Genomic DNA, 23,297 nt, shown 5'->3' on the forward strand with positions numbered 1-23,297 from the left:
GGCCGACCTGCCACCGCGTGCCTGATCCTTGCCCGATCACGCCAGCTTGCCCCACTTCTCGACCATGACCACCCAGCCTTCCGCCCTGCACACTTCCAACATTGCCTCGCTGCCCCTGCTGGCACGCGGCAAGGTCCGCGACAACTACGCCGTGGGCGACGACCGCATCCTGATGGTGGCCTCGGACCGCCTCTCGGCCTTTGACGTGATCATGGGCGAGCCCATTCCGGGCAAGGGCGTGCTGCTGACGCAGATGGCGCTGTTCTGGTTCGACAAGCTCGGCCATATCTGCCCCAACCACCTGACGGGCGAGGCGCCCGAGTCGGTGGTCCAGCCCGACGAGGTCAGGCAGGTCGAGGGCCGCTCCATGCTGGTCAAGCGCCTCAAGCCCGTGCTGATCGAAGCCGTGGTGCGCGGCTACCTGGCCGGCAGCGGCTGGAAGGAATACCAGGAGTCGCAATCGGTCTGCGGCGTGAAGCTGCCCGCCGGCCTGACCAACGCAGCCAAGCTGCCCGAGCCCATCTATACCCCGGCCGCCAAGGCCGAGATGGGCGACCATGACGAGAACATCACCTACGAGCGCACCGTGGAGATGGTGGGCGAGAAGCTGGCCGCCCAGATCCGCGACACCGCCATCCGCATCTACAAGGAAGCGGCCGAGATCGCGCTGCAAAAGGGCATGATCATTGCCGACACCAAGTTCGAATTCGGCCTGGCCGAAGACGGCACCCTGGTGCTGATGGACGAGGTGCTGACGCCCGACAGCTCGCGCTACTGGCCCGTGGAGGGCTATGCCGACGCGCTGGCCAAGGGCGAGAACCCGCCCAGCTACGACAAGCAGTTCGTGCGCGACTGGCTGGAGCAGGCCCAGGTCAACGGCAAGGCCTGGGACAAGAAGGCCCCGGCACCGCGCCTGCCCAAGGAAGTCATCGACAAGACCGCGGCCAAGTACCGCGAGGCGCTGGAGCGCCTGACGGCCTGATCCCCGGCCCTCGCAACGCTTCTGCGGCACCGGCGGCGCAATGCGCTGCCGGTGCCGTTGTTGTTTTCCGCGCTTTTGCTATCGATAGAGAAGCTGATAGCGCTTTCCAGTCATATGTTTCATAATCAAAATCATCTATATTTCAATGGAGACAGTCGCCAGCCGCTTCTCCATTGAGAGCAAGATCGGCGTGCCGCCACGTAGTAGCCGGCTAATACCCGCAGCCTCCGGCTCCTGTCCACAATGGGCTGATTCCATCACCCCAGAAGGAGACAACCATGGCAGGCAAGAAGATTCTGATGATTTGCGGCGACTACTGCGAGGACTACGAGACCATGGTGCCGTTCCAGGCGCTGCTGGCCGTGGGCCACACGGTGCACGCGGTCTGTCCCGACAAGAAGGCCGGCGAACAGATCAAGACCGCCATCCACGACTTCGAAGGCGCGCAGACCTATAGCGAAAAGCCCGGCCACAACTTCACGCTCAACGCCACGTTTGCCGAGGTGAAGCCCGAGCAGTACGACGCCCTGGTCATCCCCGGCGGCCGCGGCCCCGAATACCTGCGCGGCTACGAAAGCGTGCGCGCCGCCGTGCGCCATTTCTTCGACACCGACAAGCCTGTGGCCGCCGTCTGCCACGGCGCCCAGCTGCTGGCCGGCGCCGGCGTGCTCAAGGGCCGTACCTGCTCGGCCTACCCCGCCTGCCGCGCCGAGGTGGAACTGGCCGGCGGCACCTATGCCGACATCCCCGTGGACCAGGCCCATACCGAAGGCAATCTGGTCAGCGCGCCCGCCTGGCCCGCGCACCCGGCCTGGATCGCGCAGTTCCTGGAACTGCTGGGTACGCGCATCAGCCACTGATGCCACCGAGCGGCTCTGCCGCCGAACGGCCGGCTTGACGCCGCAAGCACCGGGCCTCACCATGGCCCGGTTTTGTTTTTCCGGAAACCCGCCATGTGCCAAGTCTTCATCAGCGCCGATCCGCAGCTCTGGGCGCACCGCGCGCGGTCCGTGCGCCTGCACGGCGTAGCGACCAGCATCCGGCTCGAAAACCTGTTCTGGCAGGTGCTCGAAGACATCGCCGCGCGCGACGGCTACAGCGTGCCCCAGCTGTGCACCCGGCTCTACGACGAGCTGCTGGCCGAGCGCGGCGCCGTGGACAATTTCGCGTCCTTTCTGCGCGTGTGCTGCACGCGCTATCTGGCGCTGCAGCTGTCGGGCGAGATCCCGCAGGACGCAGGCATCCCGATCCGCTCGCTGGCCCTGGCAGCCCGGGCCGGCGGCAGTCCTTCGCTGCGCCACTGAATCGGGACGCGCCCACGCTGCCCCCCGGCGCGGCTATAGTCGCTGCAGACTGCCACTGCCCATCATGAACCTTCCCTGCGGACTGCCCGACACCCGGGACGAAAGCCAGCACCTGCGCGAACTGCTGGACCACAACACGGACTGGATCTGGGAAGTGGACGCACAGGGGCGCTACACCTATGTTTCGCGCATGGTCACGGCCATGCTGGGCTATCCGCCCGAACAGGTGCTGGGCAAGACGCCCTTCGACTTCATGCCGCCGGCCGAAGCCCGGCGTGTGGGCCAGGCCTTCGGCGCCATCGTGGCGGAACAACGGCCGTTTGCCGGCCTGGTCAACCGCAACCAGCGGGCCGACGGCAGCATCGTGGTGCTGGAGACCAGCGGCGTGCCGCTGTTCGACACCCAAGGCCGGCTGGTCGGCTACCGCGGCATAGACCGGGACATTTCGTCGCTGGGCGAGCGCGTGCTGCAGCTCGAGGCCGTCTATGAAAGCTCGCCCGTGGCCCAGTGCACGGTCGATCGCGAAGGCCGCATGGTCATGTCCAACCGCGCCATGGCCCGGCTGCTCGGATGCGAGCCGGAGCAGCTGGCCCATGCGGGCCTGCAGCAGCTGATGCCCGAAGCCTGGCAGCAGGTGCAGGCCGACTTCGGCTGCCTGGATGCCGGCGGCGCGCTGCAGGAATATGAATTCGCCTGGCGGCAGCGCTGGTTCTATGTTTCGCCCCAGGCGCTGCGCGATGCGCGCGGCGATGTGGTGGGGCTTTCCATGGCCTGGCTGGACATCAGCGCACGCCGGCAGGCCGAACACCATCTGACCGAGGCCAACCGGCTGCTGGCCCAGTATGCGCGCCAGGACTACCTGACCGGCCTGTTCAACCGCCGCCATCTGGACGAGCAGCTGGGCGCCGAACTGGCGCGCGCGCGGCGCGAAGGCCAGCCGGTATCGCTGTGCATGGCCGATGTGGACTATTTCAAGCGCTACAACGACAACCTGGGCCATCTGGCCGGCGACGACTGCCTGCGCGCCGTGGCGCGCGCCCTCGACCGCAGCGCGATGCGCCCCACAGACATCGTCGGCCGCTATGGCGGCGAAGAGTTCGTCTTCATCCTGCCGGCCACGGATGCGGCAGGCGCCCTGTCCGTGGCCGAGCATCTGTGCCGCCAGGTGCAGGGCCTGGCGCTGCCTCATCCCGACAGCCCGCTGCGGCGGGTCAGCATCAGCGTGGGGGTCACGACCTGGATGCCCGGGCCTGCGGGCGGGCGGCATGCGCCGCACCAGGACGGATCGCTGGCCGGCGCACTGCTGCGCCAGGCCGACCAGGCGCTTTACCAGGCCAAGGAGCAGGGCCGCAACCGGGTCGCCTGTCTGCCCATGGAGCCCCAGGGCCCCACGGGCTAAGCCTGGAGAGCCACAGGCCTATCGCACGCTCAGTTCAGCGCCATGCTCAGCTTGCGGCGGTAGCTGTTGACCATGGCCGTGGCCTGGTCCTGCTCGGCGCTGTTCTTGCCCACCAGCTCGATGCCGCCGGCGCTCTTGCCGGGCACGGCGTCCTGCTTCTTGGGCTTGGGCGGGGTCAGCAGCTCCAGGATGGCGACGATGAGCTTGCGCGCGGCCTGGCCGTTCCACTCCTTGTCGCGCATGATGATCTCCAGCAGCTCGTCCATGGCGGCCGTCCACTGGCTGTGGGCCAGCAGCGCGCGGGCGCGGCCGAAGCGCGCGTCGAAGTCGCGGCGGTTGGCGGCGATCAGTGCATCGAACTTGGCCACGTCGGCGTTGTCGTCCGAGGTCGCGAACTGCAGGGCCTGCAGCCACTGGCTGAGCGCCTCGAAGCGCAGCGGCTGGGGAATGCGCTTGAGGGGCTCGGCCAGCAGGGCGCCGGCCTCCTCGAAGCTGCCCGTGGCGATCAGCAGGCGCACGTAGTCGAAGCGCGCATCGTCGTTGTGGGGGTCGGCGGCCAGCGCATCGGCCAGTTTCTGCAGCGCGGCCTGGGTGTCGCCGGACTCCAGCAGCGCATGGGCCTCGTCGGCCTCGGCTTCGGCGGCGAGTTCGCTTTCGGAGGGCAGATGCTTGTCGAGGAATTCGCGCAGCTTGCCTTCGGGCTGGGCGCCCATGAAGCCGTCCACGGGCCGGCCGCCGATCATCAGCACGCAGGTGGGGATGGAGCGGATGCCGAACATGCCGGCCAGTTGCTGCTCCTGGTCGGAGTCGATCTTGACCAGCTTGAAGCGGCCCTCATAGGCGGCTTCCAGCTTTTCCAGGATGGGCCCCAGCGTCTTGCAGGGACCGCACCAGGGCGCCCAGAAGTCCACCAGCACCGGCACCTCCATGGAGGCGGCGACGACTTCGGCTTCAAAATTCTCAATGGTGACGTCCATCATGTGATCAAACCCCGTGGCAAGGCGCGCCCCGGTGCGGGCGCGCGCAATGATTGTCGAAAGCCCGCCTGACCATCCAGGAGCGGCAGGGCGCATATGGGGCGATTCTCCAGCAAATCGGCAAGTCCCCGGCTGCAATCGAAATAAGAGCAGTCAGCGCCCCTTTCAAGCCGTTGCAGAACCGATCAATGCTCAAACCGAATACCGTCTGGCGCAAGCAGCTCCTTTTTCGGGAGTCAGACTGACGAGCCCATGCCCGGCCCTGGTCTATATTGCGGCCACCATGGGCTGCCCAGGAGCGCCGACTTGATCGAAATTTCACAACTGGTATTCGAATACCCGGGCCACCGGGCGCTGGACGGCGTCAGCCTGCGCATCGCCGCGGGCAGCGTCACGGCGCTGGTCGGTCCCAACGGGGCCGGCAAGTCCACGCTGATGCGCTGCATCGCGGGGCTGGAGCAGCCGCTGTCGGGCCAGATCCGCGTGCAGGGCATTGCGGTGCAGGAGCAGCCGCGCGAGGTGCACCGCCACCTGGGCTACCTGTCCGATTTCTACGGCCTGTACGACCGCCTGAGGGTGGAACGCTGCCTGCAGTATTCCGCCTTGGCCATGGGCGTGGCGGCGGACCGGGTCGACGCCCGCGTGCGGCAGGTGGCGGCCCAGCTGGGCCTGTCGGAGCTGCTGCAGCGCTACCCGACGGAACTGTCGCGCGGCCAGCGCCAGCGCGTGGCCATAGGCCAGGCCATCGTCCACCAGCCTGGCGTGCTGCTGCTGGACGAGCCTGCCAGCGGCCTGGACCCCGAGGCGCGCAGCAGCCTCTCGCAGCTGTTCAGGCAGCTGCAGGCCCAGGGCATGACGCTGGTGGTCTCCAGCCACATCCTCAGCGAACTCGACGAATACTGCACGCACATCCTGGCCATACGCGGCGGCCGCATCGAAAGCCACGAGGCCCTGCATGCCGCAGCGCCCGTGGATTCGGCGAGCGCCTCCGCGCAGGCGCTGTATGCGCTGGAGATCGCGCCTTCCGGCGCCGACGCCGAGCCGCGGCTGCGCCAGGCGCTGCAGGACAGCGGCGTGCAGGTGCAGGAACAAGTGCAGGAGCTGGATGCCACCGGCATGCGCCCCACCCTGCTGTGGCTGCCGGCATCGCCCGCGGCGCGCGCGCAATGGCTGGCCCGCATGGTGCAGTCCGGCGTGGCCGTGGCCGGGCTGGCCCCGGTGCGCGAGCGCCTGCAGGACCGCTATGCGCGTACTGCAGGTACTGCAGGCAGCAGCGGTGGCCATGGCGCACCGCAAACCGCCCCCAGCCACGCACAGGAGCAGGCATGACGCGCAATCCCGAATTCCAGCGCCAGCTCTGGCTCAACTGGAGCCCTTCGCTGCTGGCCTGGAGCCTGGGCCTAAGCGCCCTCGTCCTGGCCCTGCCGCTGGTGCTCGCCCCTGGCAGCGAACGTGCTTCCTACCTGGGCGTCACGGCCACGGCCGGCCTGTGGATGGCCTCGGCCGTCTACGGCAGCGTGCTGGCCGGCAGAAGCCTGGCGGAGGAGGCAGGCCAGAACACCTGGGACTGGCAGCGCCTGTCGGCCCTGTCGCCCTGGCAGATGGCCTGGGGCAAGCTGCTGGGCTCGGCCGTCCCGGCCTGGATGTACACGCTGTGGTTCGCCCTGGCCGTGCTCTTCGTCTCGGCCACCTGGGCCGGCCAGGCCGCGCTGGGGCTGCATTCGGTGGCGCTGGCCGTGCTGTGGGGCCTGGGCCTGCAGGCCTGGGCCATGAATTCCGTGCTCATCGGCTGGGGCCAGCGGGAGATTCCCGCCAACCGCCGCCGCGCGGCGCTGCTGCCGCTGCTGTTCCTGTTCTTCATTCCCGGCCCCTATCTCGGCCGCATCTACGGCAGCCTGCTCAACGGCAGCGAGCGGGCCGTGCTCTGGTGGGGCCTCGACATCGGCAGCAAGGGCATGGCCTATCTGTTCGGTGCGCTGCTGCTGGCGCTGGGCCTGTTGACGCTGTGGCGCCAGCTGTGCGCACGGCTGGACGTGCGCACCCTGCCCTGGGCCTGGCCGCTGGGGCTGGCCGCCAGCGGCTTCTTCGTGGCCGGCACGCTCGATGCCGGACTGCCCGCGCTCTGGAAGGCCACGGCCTGGATCGCCCTGGCCGCCACGGCCTATGCAGCCCTGCAGCATGTGCACAGCCACCTGCGCAGCTGGCGCCAGGTGCAGTGGTCGGCCAGCCGCGGCCGCTGGCGCGAAATGCTGCAGGCGCTGCCGCTGTGGCCCGTGAGCTGGCTGCTGGCCCTGGCCGCATCCCTCCTGCTGCCGTTCCAGCCGGACGCCCACGAGGCCGGCCACGGCGCCGGCATGGTGGCGCTGCTGGCCTGCCTGCAGCTGCTGCGCGACGGCCTGATCCTGACCGGCTTTGCCCTGCTGGCCGGCCGGCTGCGCTCGCCGCTGGCGGCCTTCTGCATGGCCTGGGTCGTCATCAACATCGTGCTGCCGCTGCTGGCGCTGGGCCTGGCCGGCCCGGGGGGCGCGGCCGCCGTGCAGCCCGCCATGGCGCTGATGTTCGGCGACTCCGGGATACCGGCCATCCGCGATGCCACGGCCTGGGTTTCGCTGGGCCTGCAGCTGCTGCTGGCCGCGGGCTGGGCGGCATGGATCTTCCGCGAGCGGGTGCTGGGCTTTGCGCACGAGAACGGCTGAACGGCCGGCCCGGGCAGCCCGATCAAACCCGTGGCCGCCCGGACGCATGCCAAAAAAGTAAAATCGGGGGTTCCACTAGGCCGGGCGGCAGGCGCCCCACACGACATGAACCCCATCCAAGTTGGCGTGGTCATGGGTTCCAGCAGCGACTGGGACACCATGCAGCACGCAGTTGCCATCCTCCAGCAATTCGGTATCGCCTTCGAGGCCCAGGTGGTCTCCGCCCACCGCATGCCGGACGATATGTTCCGCTTTGCCGAAGCCGCCGCCGACCGGGGCCTCAAGGCCATCATCGCCGGTGCCGGCGGTGCCGCCCACCTGCCCGGCATGATTGCCGCCAAGACCACCGTGCCCGTGCTGGGCGTGCCCGTGGCCAGCCGCCACCTGCAGGGCGTGGACTCGCTGCACTCCATCGTGCAGATGCCCAAGGGCGTGCCCGTGGCGACCTTCGCCATCGGCAATGCCGGCGCAGCCAATGCGGCCCTGTTCGCCGTGGCCCTGCTGGCCAACGAGGATGCCGGGCTGCGCAAGAAGCTCGAAGCCTTCCGCGCCGAGCAGACCGAAGCCGCCCGCAACATGACGCTGCCGGTGAACGCATGAGCAAAGACACCGACGTGATCCTGCCGGGTGCGACGCTCGGCGTGCTCGGCGGCGGACAGCTGGGCCGCATGTTCGTGCATGCCGCCCAGGCCATGGGCTACTTCACGGCCGTGCTGGACCAGGACGCAACCAGCCCCGCCGGCCTGGTCAGCCACCACCACATCCGCACCGGCTATGAAGACCCGCAAGGCCTGGCCGAGCTGGCCAGGCTCTGCGCGGCCGTGACCACCGAATTCGAGAACGTGCCCGCCGGCGCACTGAACCAGCTGGCGACGAGCCTGCCCGTCTCGCCCGCCGGTTCCGCCGTGGCCATCGCCCAGGACCGCGCCGCCGAGAAGGCGCACTTCGTGAAGTGCGGCGTGCCCTGCGCGCCCTACGCCGTGATAGCCACGCCCGAGCAGCTGGCCGCCGTCAACGATGCGCTGCTGCCGGGCATCCTCAAGACCGCCCGCATGGGCTACGACGGCAAGGGCCAGGTGCGCGTGAAGACGCGCGCCGAGCTCGCCGCCGCCTGGGAGCAGCTGGGCCGCGTGGCCTGCGTGCTGGAGAAGATGCTGCCGCTGGCGCACGAATGCTCGGTCATCGTGGCCCGCGGCCGCAACGGCGACATCGTCAACCTGCCCGTGCAGCGCAATCTGCACCGCGAGGGCATTCTGGCCGTGACCGAGGTCTATGCAGGCAACCTGCCCGCAGCCCAGGCAGAGCAAGCGCTGGCAGCTGCGAAATCCGTAGCCGACGGCCTGGACTACGTGGGCGTGCTGTGCGTGGAGTTCTTCGTGCTGCAGGACGGCAAGCTGGTCGTCAACGAGATCGCCCCGCGCCCGCACAACAGCGGCCACTACAGCCAGAACGCCTGCGATGTCTCGCAGTTCGAGCTGCAGGTGCGCTGCATGACCGGCCTGCCGCTGACCCAGCCGCGCCAGCACAGCCCCTCCATCATGCTCAATCTGCTGGGCGATCTGTGGTTCAGGCAGGGCGGCGATACGCCGGCGACGCCGGCCTGGGACAAGGTGCTGCAGCTTCCCGGCTGCCACCTGCATCTGTACGGCAAGGCCGATGCCAAGCGCGGCCGCAAGATGGGCCACCTGAACATCACGGCGGCCACGCCGGAAGTCGTGCGCGCGACGGCGCTGAAGGCGGCAGAAATCCTCGGCATCGCGCCGTTCTGAGAGGCTGCAACGTGATACTGGATGGAAACCTGGACGCCTCGGTGCAGGCCGCGGCGCGGGCCCTGCAGCGCGGCGAACTTCTGGGCCTGCCCACCGAGACGGTGTACGGCCTGGCGGCCGACAGCGACAACGATGCCGCCGTGGCGCAGATCTTCGCGGCCAAGGGGCGCCCGGCCAACCATCCATTGATCGTGCACGTGGCCGACAGCGCGGCCATCACGCGCTATGCCAAGGAGGTGCCGGTCTTCGCCCAGCAGCTGATCGACGCCTTCTGGCCCGGCCCGCTCACCCTCATCCTGCCGCGCCTGCCCCATGCAGCCAGGGCTTCGACGGGCGGCCAGGACAGCGTGGGCCTGCGCTGCCCTTCGCATCCCGTGGCCCGTGCCGTGCTCGCGGCCTGCCAGCGGCTGGAACCGCCGGTCTGGGGCGTGTCCGCGCCCAGCGCCAACAAGTTCGGCCGCGTCAGCCCCACCACGGCCCGCCATGTGGCCGATGAGTTCGGCGATGCGCTGCTGGTGCTGGACGGCGGCGCCTGCGAGGTGGGCATCGAATCCACCATCGTGGACTGCACGCGCGGCGTGCCCGTGCTGCTGCGCCCCGGCGCCGTCACGCGCGACGACATCGAGCGCGCCTGCGGCCTGCGCCCGCTCTCCAAGGAAGAGCTGCCCGCGCATACGCCACGGGCCTCCGGCACGCTTTTGGCCCACTATGCGCCCAATGCCAAGGTGCGGCTCATGGACGCCCGGCAGCTGCAGTCGGCGCTGGACATCCTGGGCTCGGAAGGCCGGCACATCGCCGTCTACCACCGCAGCCCGCTGCGCTCGACGGCCCAGGGCATCACCCTGCGCGCCATGCCGGCGCAGGCCCTGGACGCCGCCCGAGAATTGTTCGGCACGCTGCGCGACTTCGACGAGATCGGCGCCCGCCTGATCTGGATCGAAACCCCGCCCGACACGGCGGACTGGGAAGGCGTGCGCGACCGCCTGCAGCGCGCGGCGGCGGCGGGCTGAGCGCCGGGGCCCTGGGTCAGGGCCCGAAGCCTTTGGCAAAGGACTCGCGCAGAAACTCCACGAACACCGCCACGGCGCGCGGCACGTGGCTGGCGTAGGGGCGGATGGCGAACAGCTGTTCGCCGAAGGCATCCACCGATTTCCAGTCCGTCAGCACCTGCTGCAGCTGGCCCGAGGCCAGCCCCGACTGGGCACTGAAATCGGGCACCAGCGCAATGCCCAGGCCCGCCAGCGCCGCATCGCGCAGCATCTCGCTGTTGTTGGCGGCAAAACCGCCCGCTACAGGCACGACGATGCGCTCGCCCTCTTTTCCACCCCTCTTCCGCCGCACGAAATGCCAGGCCGGCTGGCCCTGGCTGCGCGGATAGTGCAGGCAGTTGTGCCCCACCAGGGCCTGCGGCGTGGCTGGCGCTCCATGCGCGGCCAGATAGTCGCGGCTGGCCACGAGCAGCGCGCGCGTGGGCGCCAGCGCCCAGGCCACATGGGTTTCGGGCGGCGCCGAGACATGGCGCACGGCCAGATCAAACCCTTCCAGCGCCAGCGAGCGCATGCGGTCGGACAGGTCCAGTTCCAGCCGGATCTCGGGATAGGCGCGCACGAAGCGCGGCAGCCGCGGCATGAGCTGCTGGCGCGTGAAGGCCACGGGCGCCGTCACGCGCAGCAGCCCGCGCGGCTCGGCCGCCAGGTCCTTGACGCTGGCAAAGCCGTGGGCGATGTGCTCGAAGGCGCCGCGCGTATGGTCCACCAACCGCTCGCCGGCCTCGGTCAGGCGCACGCTGCGCGTGGTGCGCCGCACCAGGGCCACGCCGGCGGCGCGCTCCAGCTCGGCAATGCGCTGGCTCATCGCCGCCTTGCTCACACCCAGCCGCGCCGCCGCCGCCGTGAAGCTGCCTTGCTGCGACAACACCACCAGCCAGTGCAGATGGCTCCACAGCGCCTCGGCGCCCATGCCGATGCCCGTCCCCGCCACCGGCCCCGGTCCGCCCAGCTGCGCGTTCATATTTTTGCTTTCCATACATGGATTGTTCACCACAATGAACAATCAATTCAAGCCAGCCTATCTAGGCAAGCCCGCCCAGGCTTTCTAGACTGGCCTTCATGAGCACCAACACACCCCAATCCGCACCGACTCCCATCGTCCACTTCATCAACGGCCAGCGCACCGAAGGCGCCGGCGGCCACACGCAAGACGTGACCAATCCGGCCACGGGCCGCGTCACGGGCCGCGTGGCCCTGGCCGCGCGTACCGATGTGGACGCCGCCGTGGCTGCGGCCCAGGCCGCCTTTCCCAAGTGGGCCGACACGCCGCCCATTCGCCGCGCCCGCGTACTGTTCCACTTCCTGGAGCTGCTCAACCAGCACAAGGATGCGCTGGCCCACGCCATCACGGCCGAGCACGGCAAGGTCTTTACCGATGCCCAGGGCGAGGTCACGCGCGGCATCGAGATCGTGGAGTTCGCCTGCGGCATTCCGCAGCTGCTCAAGGGCGACTTCACGGACCAGGTCTCCACCGGTATCGACAACTGGACGCTGCGCCAGCCCCTGGGCGTGGTGGCCGGCATCACGCCGTTCAACTTCCCCGTCATGGTGCCTTGCTGGATGTTCCCCGTGGCCATTGCCGCGGGCAATACCTTCGTGCTCAAGCCCAGCCCCATCGACCCTACGCCCTCGCTGATGATTGCCGATCTGCTCCGGCAGGCCGGCCTGCCCGACGGCGTGTTCAACGTGGTCCAGGGCGACAAGGAGGCCGTGGACGCGCTGCTCGAACACCCCGCCGTGCAGGCCGTGAGCTTCGTGGGCTCCACGCCCATCGCCAACCACATCTACGAGGCTGGTGCGCGCCACGGCAAGCGCGTGCAGGCCCTGGGCGGTGCCAAGAACCACATGGTGGTCATGCCCGACGCCGACATGGAGCAGGCCGTGGACGCGCTGATCGGCGCGGGCTACGGCTCGGCCGGCGAACGCTGCATGGCCATCAGCGTGGCCGTGCTGGTGGGCGATGCGGCCGACCAGTTGGTGCCGCGCCTCGTCGAGCGCGCCCGGACGCTCAAGGTGCTGGACGGCGAGGACCTGGCCGCCGAGATGGGCCCCATCGTGACGCGCGCCGCGCATGAGCGCATCTGCAGCTACATCGCGCTGGGCGTGCAGGAGGGCGCGCAGCTGCTGGTGGACGGCCGGGGCTTTGACGCCCGCGCGGCGGGCGCCGGCACGGGCACCGACACCTCGGACGGCTTCTGGCTGGGCGGCACGCTGTTCGACCATGTGACGCCCGAGATGCGCATCTACAAGGAAGAGATCTTCGGCCCGGTGCTGGCCATCGTGCGCGCCAAGGACTTCGCCGAGGCCGTCGAGCTGGTCAACCGCCACGAGTTCGGCAACGGCGTGGCCTGCTTCACGCGCGACGGCCACGTGGCCCGCGAGTTCGGCCGCCGCATTCAGGTCGGCATGGTGGGCATCAACGTGCCGATTCCCGTGCCCATGGCCTGGCAGGGCTTCGGCGGCTGGAAGCGCAGCCTGTTCGGCGACATGCACGCCTACGGCGAGGAAGGCGTGCGCTTCTACACACGCCAGAAGAGCATCATGCAGCGCTGGCCCGAGAGCACGCCCAAGGGCGCGGAATTCGCGATGCCGACGGCAAAGTAATCCCCTGGGCCGCCGCGCGGTATCTTCCGTGGAGAGCAGACGCCTTCACCGCCGGACGCCCCCCCCTGACCGGTACCTCGGGCCGTGGAACACGGCAGCTTGAAAGCCTGCCCGCTGCCGGAGCGGCCACCCCTAAAAAAAAGTCCGGGTCAGGCCCGGACTTTTTTTTATCGGCCTTGCGGCATCAGAACCGGTAGCCGATACCGATGGCGAAGACATCGGGGTTGAACTTGACCTTGATGCTCTGGCCCGTCGACAGGTGGATGGTGCTCTTCAGGAAGCTCTTGTAGTAGGCCGCATCGATGAACCAGCGGTCGTTCAGGTTGTAGACAAAGCCGATCTGCGGCGTGATGCCGAACTTGTTGTCCAGCTTGGCCGTGGTCGGGTTGGCCTGCGTGCCGCCGGACAGGCCGTTGAGCGTGGCCGTGGTCTTCTCGTCGAAGAACCAGGCATAGGTCACGCCCAGGCCCACGTAGGGGCGGAAGGCGGCATTGGCCGCGTTGAAGCGGTACTGGGCGAACACCGTGGCCGCGAGCACCTTGGTGCTGCCCAGCTTGCCCACGCCGGCCAGCGCGCCGTCGCCCACCAGGTCATTCTTGAACGGCAGGCCGAGCGGCACGTCCAGCGCGAAGTTGTCGGTCACCATGTAGGTGAGGCCACCGGTCAGCTGGGTATCGCTCTTGGCATCCACCTTGGTGTTGGGAAACGACGGCGCCGACAGATTGCCGCTCGATACGTCGGGCGACAGATGGGTGGCGCCGATGCGCGCCGACCAGGTGCCCGCCGATTGCGCACCCGCCAGGCCGCAGGCGGTCAGGGCCGCGGCCCCGGCGGCGATCCGCAAAAACTTCTTCATGTTTGTCTCCTTGTCTTTCGCGGAACGGATTACAGCCAGCCCTTCTGGGCCAGGGCGCGCGATACCAGCTGGCTCATCTGCTGATGGCCGTAGGGCGTGGGGTGGAAGCTGTCGGCAAACACATGGTGCTGCCACCAGTCGGGGCTGGTCTTGCCGGGCGTGGCGCTCAGGGCGGCGGCCGTGCAGGTCGGGAAGGTATAGGTGGGCAGGCCGCTGCCGTCCACGCCGGTGACCGGACACACCGGATCCTTCACGTTGTCGAAGTCGTACTGGGCGGGATTGCTGATCTGGTTCTTGAACTCGGTGTAGAAGTCGACCACGGCCACCTGCGACTGGCCGGCCAGGCTGGCGGCCAGCTGCGCATTGAAGGCCTGTACCAGCGCGTCGAACGAGGCTTCCTGCTTGGCGGCCACGGCAGCGCCCTGGTCTCCGCCACCGGCGGCCTGGGCAATGCTGGCCAGGACCATCTGGAAGCGCGGCGTCTTGGTGATGGCCGGCACATTGAGCACCGCCACGCGCGTGGCGCCCTTGGCGACCACATTCTGCGCAATGGAGCCGGCCAGGGCCTTGGCCAGGGTCTGCAGATAGGCGCCTGCAGCCAGGCCGGCAAACTTGGAGGCATCGCCGCCGGCCTGGGTCATCAGGGCTGCGAACGTGCCCGGCGCCTTGGACTCCAGCCAGGCCACCATGGCATTCAGCGGCTGCGAATTGCCCTTGGCGGCGGCAATCAGGGCTCCGATCACGTCGGCCGCGTCGTTGGCGCCGCCGTCGATGATCACCAGGTCATCCGCGCTGAAACCGGCCTTGGAGGCGGCCTGGATCTGCACCAGCACCGACAGCGGCGATGTGGCGGGTGCCCCCAGCGGATTCACGCGGCCGCCGCCCACCGCATAGTTGGTGCAGCTGGCAACTTCCTGGTAGGAGGTCAGGTTCTCGTCGCCCGCACGGTAATGGGCGCACAGGCTCTGGCTGTACTGGTCGGCAATGCGCTCGGGCCAGATCATGGTGGAGCCCGCGCCGGTGGGCGCCGATCCCTGCACCGTGAACTTGAAGCCGAAGGTGCCGCTGTCCGACAGGCTGTCGCCCATGACCTTGACCGAAGTCACCTTGGCCTTGGGAGTGGTGTCGGCGCCGCCGCCACCGCCGCAGGCGGCCAGCAGGCCGGCGGTCGCCAAAGCGGCGGCCAGGAGTTTGAATTGGTTTGCCAAGATGATGACCTCCATCACGTTATGAATAGCACGGGCGTGCTTTTTTTCAGAACGTCATCCTAGCGATAGTCACCTTGGCGCCATACCGGGCAATTACCGATAGCGGAGGATGAAACACCCCCTGAGCCGCTGCGCGGCTTCCCCCTCAAGGGGGACGACGGCCTTTGCTGCGGGGCGGCCCTTGCTGGCCGTCCCGCGCTTAGAGTGCGCCAGTTTCAGGAGCGCTTGGCATAGACAAGCAGCCCGGGCGCGCTACTGCGCGCCGACCCAGTCGATCAGGGCCTCCCAGGCCTGGCGCGCGGCGCCGGCATTGGGGTGGTTGGCCATGGCCACCAGCACGTAGCGGCGGCCGCTGGCGCCATCCACATAACCGGCCAGCGCCGAGGCGTCGCGCAGCGTGCCGGTCTTGAGGTGGGCCGCGCCCGCATGGCGGCTCTGGCTGCGGCGCAGCGTGCCGTCCACGCCGACGATGGGCATGGAGGCCACGAACTCGGGCATGACGGGCGAATTCCAGGCCTGCTGCAGCATCCGGCCCAGGCCGCCGGCCGTCACCCAGGCATTGCGGCTCAAGCCCGCGCCGTTGTCCACGGCGGGCTGGTCGCTGCCGAACCGCGCCTGCCACCACTGCGCCAGCACCTGGCGCGAGGCCTCGAAGCTGGCCACGCCGGTGCGCTGCATGCCCAGCGTCAGGAATACCTGCTGGGCCATGATGTTGTTGCTGTACTTGTTCACGTCGCGCACCACTTCGGCCAGCGACGGCGACTCGATCTGCAGCGCGGGCTGCAGGCCCGCAGGCACCCTGCCGTCGTGCACGCTGCCGGTGAGCTTGCCGCCGAGTTCGCGCCACATGCCTTCGATGGCGCGGGCCGCGAACAGCTCGGGCTGGGCAGGCGCCACGGACCAGCTTTTCTCTCCGCACTGGGCCGCGTACTGGCCCTGGAAGGCGATGCGCTGCGGGTCGCTCATGTCCAGCTGCAGCTTGCTGCGCCAGTCGCCGCAATCTGAATTCATAGCAGCCAGCGGCACCGTGGCCTGAGTTTCCATGCCCGACATCGGCGGATCGTATTGGATGCGAGCGACACCCGCTCCTATATCGGGAGCAAAACCCAGGCCCACGGCCTTGTAGTTGACCAGCAGCGCATCGGGCGCGGCGTTGTAGGGCCGCCAGGGCTCGTTGTCGAAGCTGGCCGCATCATGCGCAGGCAGCTGGAAGGCCGAGCGGTCCAGCACGATATCGCCCACGATGACCTTGACGCCCATGCCCTGCAGGCGGCGCAGCATCAGCCACAGGCGCTCCAGCACCAGCTTGGGGTCCCCCTGGCCCTGGATGTAGAGATTGCCGCGCAGCGCGCCGTCGGCCACGGGCCCGCCGAAATACACGGGCGTGCGCCAGACATAGGCCGGACCCAGCTGGTCCAGGGCCGCGTAGGTGGTGACCAGCTTCATGACCGAGGCCGGATTCATGGGCACCTGCGTGCGCCAGGCCAGGCGCGGCGCGCTCTTGCCGTCCACGTCCAGGACCAGCAGCGAGACCGCGTCGCGCGGTATCCTGGCACGGGCCAGGGCCGCATCCACGCTGGCGGGCAGGCGGGTATCGGCAACGGCCTGGGCGGTGGCGCCCATCGGGGACGGTGCCTGCGCCTGTGCGGCCGGCAGGGCGACGGCGGCCAGCAGCGCGGCCGCGAGAGGGGAAATCCAGGACGAGATCAATGACATGGGCAGCGAGTCTACGCCGGGCGTCGCCACGCCGGACGCCGCACCTGCGGGCATTGCCGGCCCGCCGGGCAAGGCTGCGGCAGCCGGCCGATAATAGGCAGCCTGCTGCGGCGCCACCTGCCAGCATTTTTCCCTAGGACTTCCGCAAGCGAGGATGCGCCAGGACGGCTTCCTTGAAGCCAAGCGCCTGCCTGATCCTGATTTGCGTCAGTCGTGTTTCCGTTCCCTTGCGCGGCTCCGCCATGAATCTTCTTGCCCTGGACACCAGTACCGACACCTTCTTCGTCGCCGTGCAGCGCGGCGATGCCATCTGGCAGCACAGCGGCCCGGGTGCGGCACAGTCCTCGGCCCGGCTGCTGCCCGCCATCCGCACCCTGATGGCCGATGCCGGCCTGCAGTTCAAGGAGCTGGATGCCATCGTCTTCGGCCGCGGCCCGGGCTCGTTCACCGGCCTGCGCACGGCCTGCTCCATTACCCAGGGCCTGGCATTCGCGGCCCGGGTGCCGGTGCTGCCCGTGGACACGCTGCTGGCCGTGGCCGAGGAAGCCCGCGCGCTGCACGGCTGCACCGAGCTGGTGGCCGTGCTGGATGCGCGCATGCACGAGGTCTACCACGCGCGCTTTGCCTGGTCCGACGGCCGCTGGCAGGGCCCCGAGGATTTCGGCGAGGACTTCGGCCTGTGCGCGCCCGGCGCGCTGCAGCTGCCTGCCGGCAGCACGGTCGCAGGCAATGCCCGGGCAGTCTATGGCGAGCAGCTGGCGCCGCAGGCACGCCATGTGGCGGCCATGCCCACGGCCACCGCCCTGCTGCGCCTGGCTCCCGCGCTGCTGGCCGCCGGCAGGGCCGTGCCCGCCGATCAGGCCCTGCCGCGCTATATCCGCGATAAAGTGGCGCAGACCACGGCCGAGCGCGAAGCCGCCCGTGCCGCACAGCCACCCGCCACGCCATGAATTCCAGCGCCAGCCATTCCCGCTCCGACTTGCCCGATCGTGCCGCAGAGCCCGAGGCCCTGGTGCATTTCGAGCCGCTGAGCGCGCTGTGGCTGGACACGCTGCTGCCCATCGAGGCCCAGGCCTATACCCATCCCTGGTCGCGCGGCAACTTCCAGGACGCCATGGCCGCCGGCTACGAGGCGCAGCTGCTGGTCAACCAGCACCACGAACTGCTCGGCTATTTCGTGGCCATGACGGTGCTGGACGAGGTGCATCTGCTCAACATCACCGTCAACCCCGCGTTCCAGCGCCAGGGCTGGGCCCGCGTGCTGCTCGATGCGCTGTCGCTGTCGGCGCGGCAGAAAAATGCGCAGTGGATCTGGCTGGAAGTGCGCGAAAGCAATGCCCGTGCCCGCGAAATCTATGCCCGGCACGGCTTTGCCGAAGTGGGCCAGCGCAAGAACTACTACCCCACACCCGAAGGACCGCGTGAGCACGCGGTGCTGATGAGCCTGAAACTATGGTCCTGAACCTGGATGCCCGCCAGCGGGCCATGCTGGAAGCCATGGGCATCACCGTCTGGCTGCCCGCCCCCCCAATGCCTGCGCCGGACGTGCCCCAAGCCCCCGAAACGCCCGTGGCCAGCGCTGCGCCCGCCCCGTTGCGCGAAGCCGTGGCGCGGGCGCCCGGGATTCCCGAGCCGCCCGTCGAGGCACCCGCGGCCCCGGTGCCCTCCGCGCCCGCCATGCAGCAGCGTGCCCCTGCACCGGCTCCCGTTCCGGCTCCGGATCCCGCCCCTTCCGCCGTCCGCCAGGACAGCGCCGCGCGCGCGCCCCGCAGCTATGTGCAGCATCCCGCCGCCGGCCCGGCCGGCGAACCCGGCGTGGGCTGGCGCCTGGGCCGGCCGCAGAAGGTCTATCCCGATGCCGGAGGCAGCGAGCCGATGCCGGCGCAGGGTGGCTGGCTGATCCTGCTGGAGCCGCCGGCCAATCCGCTGCCGCTGAGCCCGGCGCAAAAGCCCGGCCCCGGCTGCGCCCAAACCGCACTCGAAGGCGATGCGGCCAGGCTGCTGGACAACATGCTGCGCGCGCTGCAGCTGCAAAAGCATCCGCGTGTCTTCAGTGCCGCACTGCACCGCGCCCCGGCCGATGCCGCCCAGCCGGCCGAGCCCCTGCAGCCCGCGCTCGAGGCATTGCTGCACGAACTGCGGCCCGACTGCGTGCTGGTGCTGGGCCTGGCCAGCGCGCGCGCCGTGCTGGGCCGGCACGAGGCCCTGGGCCGCCTGCGCGCCGAGCCGCACCGCATTGCCGGCGTGCCCACGGTGGTGACCTACGACCCGAACTACCTGCTGCGCGCACCCCAGGCCAAGGCCGGCGCCTGGGCCGATCTGTGCCACGCCCTGGCGTTCACCCAGGCCGTGTGACGCCTGGCACGCTCGGAACGGAACAATTCCCCGGCCTGCACTACCCCATCGGTGCCGCTGGCCGTTTGATGCAGTGCAACGTTGCATAATTGCCAGCTTTCAGACAGCCAACCGTCACTCGTCCCCAGCCCTTGGCCCGGGACGCATATTCAGCGAAAGAAAACCGTGGAACCCTACCCCAGTTGGTAGCTTTCAACTCCCGGCCGACAGGACTAGCGGGGTTGAAAGCGCACCCCATCACCGCCAAAAGCCTTGAGAACACACCGGGAGTGAGCTGATGCTCAACATCTTTACGCTGGCCAACGGCCGCCTTGTCCAGGAAGAAATCGAGTCCCTTGAAGACCTGTCGCGCTTTCGTCCCATCTGGGTGGACCTGGAATCGCCCACGCCCGAGGAAAAGCGCTGGATCAAGCAGCACTACGAGCTGTCGATTCCCGAGGACGCCATGGACGACGACATCGAGGAGTCGGCCCGCTTCTACGAGGAAGACAACGGCGAGTTGCACATCCGCAGCGACTTTCTGATCGACGATGTCGAGGACTCGCGCTCGGTGCGCGTGGCCTTCATCCTCAACGAGCACAACCAGAACCTGCGCAGCTGCGGCGTGCTGTTCTCCATCCACGACGAGGACGTGCCCGTGTTCCGGCTGCTGCGCATGCGCGCGCGCCGCGCGCCAGGCCTCATCGACGAGGCCAAGGACGTGCTGCTCAAGCTCTTCGACGCCGATGCCGAATACTCGGCCGACACGCTGGAGCGCATCTACGACGACCTCGAGAAGGCCAGCAAGATGGTGCTGTCGGGCGACGTGACCGACGACGTGGCGCGCGACGTGCTGGGCGCCATCGCGCGCCAGGAAGACCTGAACGGCCGCATCCGCCGCAACGTCATGGACACGCGCCGCGCCGTGAGCTTCATGATGCGCTCCAAGATGCTCAACGCCGAGCAGTTCGAGGAAGCGCGCCAGATCCTGCGCGACATCGAGTCGCTGGACAGCCACACGGCCTTCCTGTTCGACAAGATCAACTTCCTGATGGACGCCACGGTCGGCTTCATCAACATCAACCAGAACAAGATCATCAAGATCTTCTCGGTGGCCAGCGTGGCGCTGCTGCCGCCCACGCTGATCGCCAGCGTCTACGGCATGAACTTCAAGTTCATGCCCGAGCTGGAATGGGAATTCGGCTACGGCTATGTGGTGCTGCTGATGATCGCCAGCGCCGTGGGCCCCATGCTGTACTTCAGGAAGCGCGGCTGGCTCAAGTAGGAGGCCGGTACGGCGCATCGGCCTGCTCCTACCGGCAGGCACGCACTGCGCCCACTCCCCGGGGATTCATGCGCGTTCAGGCTAATGCCATGCAATGCATGGCCCTGGGGCCATGCCGCAACCGGAGAACGCCATGCGCATACCGAACAGCACACCCAAGCCCGATCCCAGGGAGCCGCGTATCGACCGCAGCGATGATCCCACGGCCGACCTGCCCGAGGGCGACGATATCAACGAGCATTTGAGCGCCGAGGAGGATGTGTCCGATTCCATCGAGGACATGACCGCCCACCGCTTCGACGCCCTGCCGCAGGACGGGCCGCTCGATTTCGACGACGGCACGGATATGGGCCATCCGCGCGGCCATACCGGGCGCAGCGGGGGCACCTGGCAGGCCGAAGGCGGCGACAGCGGCGAGATCAAGCCGCCGACCGAGGTGCTGTCCGACCGCAATGGCCCCAGCGACCACAGGAACCGGCGTTGAGGGAGGCTCGCGCGGCCGGGCGGCTTGCTATCAAAAAAGAAGCTTTTCGCGCCTCTCCCATGCCTTGTGCATGGCAGAACATGCAGGAGATGCACAGAGATAAGGCGCCACCCGCTCTCTTTTGAGGAGCAGATTCAGGCCGCAGCGGCCTGGCCGCGCTCGCGCACCCACAACACGATGCCGCACAGCATCACGATCACCTGCGTGCCGATCAGCGCCGCGAAGCCGGCGAAAAAGCCCGCGCTCACGCCCCCATGGCGCGACAGCGCGCCGATCACCGCGCCCATGACGGCCGGCATGAAGCCCGCCACCAGGCTGCCCGCGCCGTTGACCACGCCATAGGCGCTGGCCACGTGCTCGGGCCGTGCGCAGTGCTGCACGGTGCTCGGGATGGCCGGGCTCATCAGGCCCCAGCAGAAGTTGGCCGCAATCAGGCAGTAGGCCGCGGCATAGCGGTCCTCCATGTGGATGGCCAGCCACACGGCAGCGGCCACGCCGATGCTGCCGAAGACGAAGATCAGCGGCACCTGGCGGCGCGCGATGCGGTCGATGATCATGCCGCCCACGAACACCGCCGCCACGCTCGCGTACTGCGGCAGCGAAGCCAGCCAGCCCATCTCTCGCATCGAGAAGCCGCGCGACTCCTTGAGGTAGGCGGGCAGCCAGTTGCTGCTACCCCAGAGATAGGACAGAAAGGCCGCCGTGAGAATGGTGATCAGCCACAGATAGCGCGTGTGCATGGCGCCGCGCACGATCCTGCCGACCTGGCCCATGGCTTCGCCCAGCGAGCGGGGCTTTGGCATGCCGGTCTCCACCTTGGGCATGCGGATGAAGGCCCAGACCAGCGGCAGGCCTAGCAGCACATTGATCAGGCCCAGCACATGGAAGGAGGTATCCCAGTTGTGGCCCACGACCAGATAGCCGACAAAGGGATAGCCTACGGCCAGACCCAGACCCGTGCCCATATTGACCAGCGAATTGGGCTTGCCGTTCTCGCGGCTCTCGAAATGCGCCTTGATGTAGCTGCCGGCCAGCGAAAACAGCGGCCCTTCGGACACGCCCAGCAGGATGCGCGAGGCCAGCAGCAACCCGTAGCTGCTCATGGCCGGCGAGAGAAAGGTCACCACGCCCCACAGCAGCAGCCCGCCGAACAGGCTGCGGCGCACGCCGAACAGCGCCGCGCAGAATGGCGTGAGCACGAAGGACGAGACGCCGTAGCCCACCATGAAGGCCGTGGCCAGCAGGCCCTGGCGCGTGCGATCGTCGGGCGTCAGGCCGATGTGCGACAGAAAGTCGCGGTCGGTGATCAGGACCGAGATGTTGATCCGATCCACGTAGGAGATGGCGACGATCACGAACAGCGTGACCACGCCCCACCAGCGCAACGAGCGTGAGTCTTTCATGATGTGGGTCCGGCTAGCATTGTCAAAGGGAAAAGCCGGGACCGGCACCCGCCGGCCCCGCCAGGGCGCACGTCCGGGGGGGCGCGCGGTGCGGCGGCCGGTGGGCCGCCGAAACCCCGGTCCGGCGGCTGCCGGACCGATGGGGCAGGATCAGAAGAAGTGGCGGATGCCGAACTCCAGGCCGTTGGAGTTGCCACCCGGCGTGGTGCCCGGAGCGCTCAGCCCCTGCACGCCGATGGACCGGGCCGCCGAGCCCTTGTTCTTCAGGAAGGCGTAGGTGCCGTAGACCTGGGTGCGCTTGGAGAAGTTGTAGCCATAGCCCACGCTGATCTTGTTCCAGTCGGCATTGCTGCCCGACGTGTTGTAGTGGCCGAAGGAGGCGCGCGCCTCGCCATTGCCCACGGGCGCGGTCACGCCCAGCTGCACGGCCGTGATCTTGGTGCCGCCGCGCTTTTCCGTGGCCCACAGCAGCATGGGCTTGGCCACGCCGAAGTCATAGGACAGGCCCAGGTTGCTCGCGGTCAGGTTGGTGTCGCTGGTATTGCCATAGAGCCGGCCCGTGGCCAGCGCGCCGTTGAACGCGCCCTGGCGGTAGCCCAGGCGCAGGCCGCGGTAGTCGCCCTCGCGCTTGTTGGGCGCGTTGCTGGACTGCTCGCCGAATGCCACCTGCGCCTGGCCGTAGAAGCCGCCCAGGTTCTGGGGCAGGAAGTAGCTCACCGCATTGCTGATCTGGATGGGTGCGCCGCCGGTCGAGGGCACGCCCGGAACGCCCAGCATGGTGAACGCGCCCGTGCCGCCGACGCCGTTGGTCAGGAAGGGGTCGAAGATCAGCGTGTTCAGAAAGGTGGCCGAGTCGTCGCGCCCCAGGCGGATCTCGCCCCAGCTGTCCATCAGGCTCACGGTGGAGCGGCGGTTGAAGCTCAGGCTGCCGCCGGCAGCCTTGCCGTTGCCACTGTCCACGTCCAGGCCGGCCTCGAGCCAGAAGCCCGCCTTCAGGCCGCCGCCCAGGTCCTCGGTGCCGCGAAAGCCCAGGCGGCTGATGTTGGCGCCGCCTGTGGACAGGCCGGTCTTGGACGCGCCCGAACCGCCCAGGTGGGCCACGCCCACGTCGACGACGCCGAACAGTTCGACCTTGGACTGCGCGAAGGCAGTGCCGCCGAGGCCCGCAACCGCCGCGCCGAGCACGGGTATAAGCAATGATTTCATGGGGATGTCTCCTCTGTGTGGTTTT

Annotated in this window: 22 protein-coding genes; 15 read left to right on the forward strand and 7 right to left on the reverse strand. The window is 68.6% G+C overall.

Going from position 1 to position 23,297, the window contains the following annotated elements; all coding sequences use genetic code 11:
• The first annotated feature begins 64 nt into the window (after positions 1-64).
• The 4 genes from Cte04_RS16830 (at position 65) to Cte04_RS16845 (ending at position 3,685) form a co-directional block, all read left to right on the forward strand.
• Positions 65-982: a phosphoribosylaminoimidazolesuccinocarboxamide synthase gene (locus Cte04_RS16830; protein WP_066480898.1), complete on the forward strand. Its 918-nt coding sequence runs from the start codon at positions 65-67 to the stop codon at positions 980-982.
• A 278-nt stretch (positions 983-1,260) separates the two neighbouring features.
• Positions 1,261-1,842, forward strand: a complete 582-nt coding sequence (locus Cte04_RS16835; RefSeq protein WP_066480901.1) for a DJ-1/PfpI family protein — start codon at positions 1,261-1,263, stop codon at positions 1,840-1,842.
• Positions 1,843-1,935: 93 nt separating this feature from the next.
• Entirely contained in the window at positions 1,936-2,286 is a 351-nt protein-coding gene (locus Cte04_RS16840; RefSeq protein ID WP_066480903.1) for a ribbon-helix-helix domain-containing protein, read from the forward strand.
• 64 nt (positions 2,287-2,350) lie between these two features.
• On the forward strand, positions 2,351-3,685 hold the full coding sequence (locus Cte04_RS16845) for a sensor domain-containing diguanylate cyclase (RefSeq protein ID WP_066480904.1): 1,335 nt from the start codon (positions 2,351-2,353) through the stop codon (positions 3,683-3,685).
• 29 nt (positions 3,686-3,714) lie between these two features.
• On the opposite strand, the gene trxA is transcribed toward Cte04_RS16845, so the two are convergent.
• Positions 3,715-4,665: a thioredoxin gene (gene trxA / locus Cte04_RS16850; RefSeq protein WP_066480906.1), complete on the reverse strand. Its 951-nt coding sequence runs from the start codon at positions 4,663-4,665 to the stop codon at positions 3,715-3,717.
• Positions 4,666-4,968: 303 nt separating this feature from the next.
• Between trxA and Cte04_RS16855 the strand changes: the two genes are divergently transcribed.
• The 5 genes from Cte04_RS16855 (at position 4,969) to Cte04_RS16875 (ending at position 10,137) form a co-directional block, all read left to right on the forward strand.
• Positions 4,969-5,991, forward strand: coding sequence for an ABC transporter ATP-binding protein (locus Cte04_RS16855; protein WP_083526711.1), 1,023 nt, complete (start codon positions 4,969-4,971; stop codon positions 5,989-5,991).
• Entirely contained in the window at positions 5,988-7,358 is a 1,371-nt protein-coding gene (locus Cte04_RS16860) for a hypothetical protein (protein WP_066480909.1), read from the forward strand. The genes Cte04_RS16855 and Cte04_RS16860 overlap by 4 nt, the downstream gene beginning before the upstream one ends.
• A gap of 105 nt (positions 7,359-7,463) precedes the next feature.
• Complete coding sequence (gene purE, locus Cte04_RS16865; protein WP_066480911.1) at positions 7,464-7,958, forward strand: 5-(carboxyamino)imidazole ribonucleotide mutase; 495 nt, start codon at positions 7,464-7,466, stop codon at positions 7,956-7,958.
• Entirely contained in the window at positions 7,955-9,127 is a 1,173-nt protein-coding gene (locus tag Cte04_RS16870; protein ID WP_066480913.1) for a 5-(carboxyamino)imidazole ribonucleotide synthase, read from the forward strand. Before purE ends, Cte04_RS16870 begins: the two co-directional genes overlap by 4 nt.
• An 11-nt stretch (positions 9,128-9,138) precedes the next feature.
• Positions 9,139-10,137 (forward strand): L-threonylcarbamoyladenylate synthase, encoded by a 999-nt coding sequence (locus Cte04_RS16875; RefSeq protein WP_066480914.1) that lies wholly within the window; start codon positions 9,139-9,141, stop codon positions 10,135-10,137.
• Between the two features lie 16 nt (positions 10,138-10,153).
• Here the strand turns inward: Cte04_RS16875 and Cte04_RS16880 are convergent, their stop codons facing one another.
• Entirely contained in the window at positions 10,154-11,137 is a 984-nt protein-coding gene (locus Cte04_RS16880) for a LysR family transcriptional regulator (protein WP_174522942.1), read from the reverse strand.
• A gap of 98 nt (positions 11,138-11,235) precedes the next feature.
• Between Cte04_RS16880 and Cte04_RS16885 the strand changes: the two genes are divergently transcribed.
• Positions 11,236-12,780 carry a CoA-acylating methylmalonate-semialdehyde dehydrogenase gene (locus tag Cte04_RS16885; RefSeq protein ID WP_066480915.1) on the forward strand — a complete coding sequence of 515 codons (1,545 nt, stop codon included), beginning with the start codon at positions 11,236-11,238 and terminating at the stop codon, positions 12,778-12,780.
• A 184-nt stretch (positions 12,781-12,964) separates the two neighbouring features.
• Here Cte04_RS16885 and Cte04_RS16890 read toward each other — a convergent pair whose 3' ends face one another.
• The 3 genes from Cte04_RS16890 to dacB form a co-directional block, all read right to left on the reverse strand.
• A complete protein-coding gene (locus Cte04_RS16890; protein ID WP_066480916.1) occupies positions 12,965-13,636 on the reverse strand; it encodes an OmpW/AlkL family protein in 672 nt (223 codons plus the stop codon).
• Positions 13,637-13,665: 29 nt separating this feature from the next.
• On the reverse strand, positions 13,666-14,844 hold the full coding sequence (locus Cte04_RS16895; protein ID WP_066481031.1) for an SGNH/GDSL hydrolase family protein: 1,179 nt from the start codon (positions 14,842-14,844) through the stop codon (positions 13,666-13,668).
• A gap of 252 nt (positions 14,845-15,096) precedes the next feature.
• Positions 15,097-16,560: a D-alanyl-D-alanine carboxypeptidase/D-alanyl-D-alanine endopeptidase gene (gene dacB, locus Cte04_RS16900; RefSeq protein WP_066481032.1), complete on the reverse strand. Its 1,464-nt coding sequence runs from the start codon at positions 16,558-16,560 to the stop codon at positions 15,097-15,099.
• Positions 16,561-16,802: 242 nt separating this feature from the next.
• Between dacB and tsaB the strand changes: the two genes are divergently transcribed.
• The 5 genes from tsaB to Cte04_RS16925 all read left to right on the forward strand — a co-directional run bounded on the left by tsaB (position 16,803) and on the right by Cte04_RS16925 (position 20,663).
• Positions 16,803-17,510 carry a tRNA (adenosine(37)-N6)-threonylcarbamoyltransferase complex dimerization subunit type 1 TsaB gene (tsaB, locus tag Cte04_RS16905; RefSeq protein WP_066480917.1) on the forward strand — a complete coding sequence of 236 codons (708 nt, stop codon included), beginning with the start codon at positions 16,803-16,805 and terminating at the stop codon, positions 17,508-17,510.
• On the forward strand, positions 17,507-18,022 hold the full coding sequence (gene rimI, locus Cte04_RS16910) for a ribosomal protein S18-alanine N-acetyltransferase (protein ID WP_083526712.1): 516 nt from the start codon (positions 17,507-17,509) through the stop codon (positions 18,020-18,022). Before tsaB ends, rimI begins: the two co-directional genes overlap by 4 nt.
• Positions 18,013-18,915: a uracil-DNA glycosylase family protein gene (locus tag Cte04_RS16915; RefSeq protein WP_066480918.1), complete on the forward strand. Its 903-nt coding sequence runs from the start codon at positions 18,013-18,015 to the stop codon at positions 18,913-18,915. The genes rimI and Cte04_RS16915 overlap by 10 nt, the downstream gene beginning before the upstream one ends.
• Positions 18,916-19,192: 277 nt before the next feature.
• Positions 19,193-20,179, forward strand: a complete 987-nt coding sequence (gene corA, locus Cte04_RS16920; RefSeq protein ID WP_066480920.1) for a magnesium/cobalt transporter CorA — start codon at positions 19,193-19,195, stop codon at positions 20,177-20,179.
• A 133-nt stretch (positions 20,180-20,312) separates the two neighbouring features.
• Positions 20,313-20,663: a serine/threonine protein kinase gene (locus Cte04_RS16925; RefSeq protein WP_066481036.1), complete on the forward strand. Its 351-nt coding sequence runs from the start codon at positions 20,313-20,315 to the stop codon at positions 20,661-20,663.
• A gap of 134 nt (positions 20,664-20,797) precedes the next feature.
• Here Cte04_RS16925 and Cte04_RS16930 read toward each other — a convergent pair whose 3' ends face one another.
• Together Cte04_RS16930 and Cte04_RS16935 are read right to left on the reverse strand one after the other, a co-directional pair.
• Entirely contained in the window at positions 20,798-22,066 is a 1,269-nt protein-coding gene (locus Cte04_RS16930; RefSeq protein ID WP_066480921.1) for an MFS transporter, read from the reverse strand.
• A gap of 150 nt (positions 22,067-22,216) precedes the next feature.
• The gene (locus Cte04_RS16935; protein ID WP_066480923.1) at positions 22,217-23,272 is read right to left on the reverse strand and encodes a porin; all 1,056 of its coding nucleotides are present in this window, start codon (positions 23,270-23,272) and stop codon (positions 22,217-22,219) included.
• Positions 23,273-23,297: the final 25 nt, after the last annotated feature.

This window comes from Comamonas terrae (assembly GCF_001544075.1).
Lineage (GTDB): Bacteria > Pseudomonadota > Gammaproteobacteria > Burkholderiales > Burkholderiaceae_C > Comamonas > Comamonas terrae.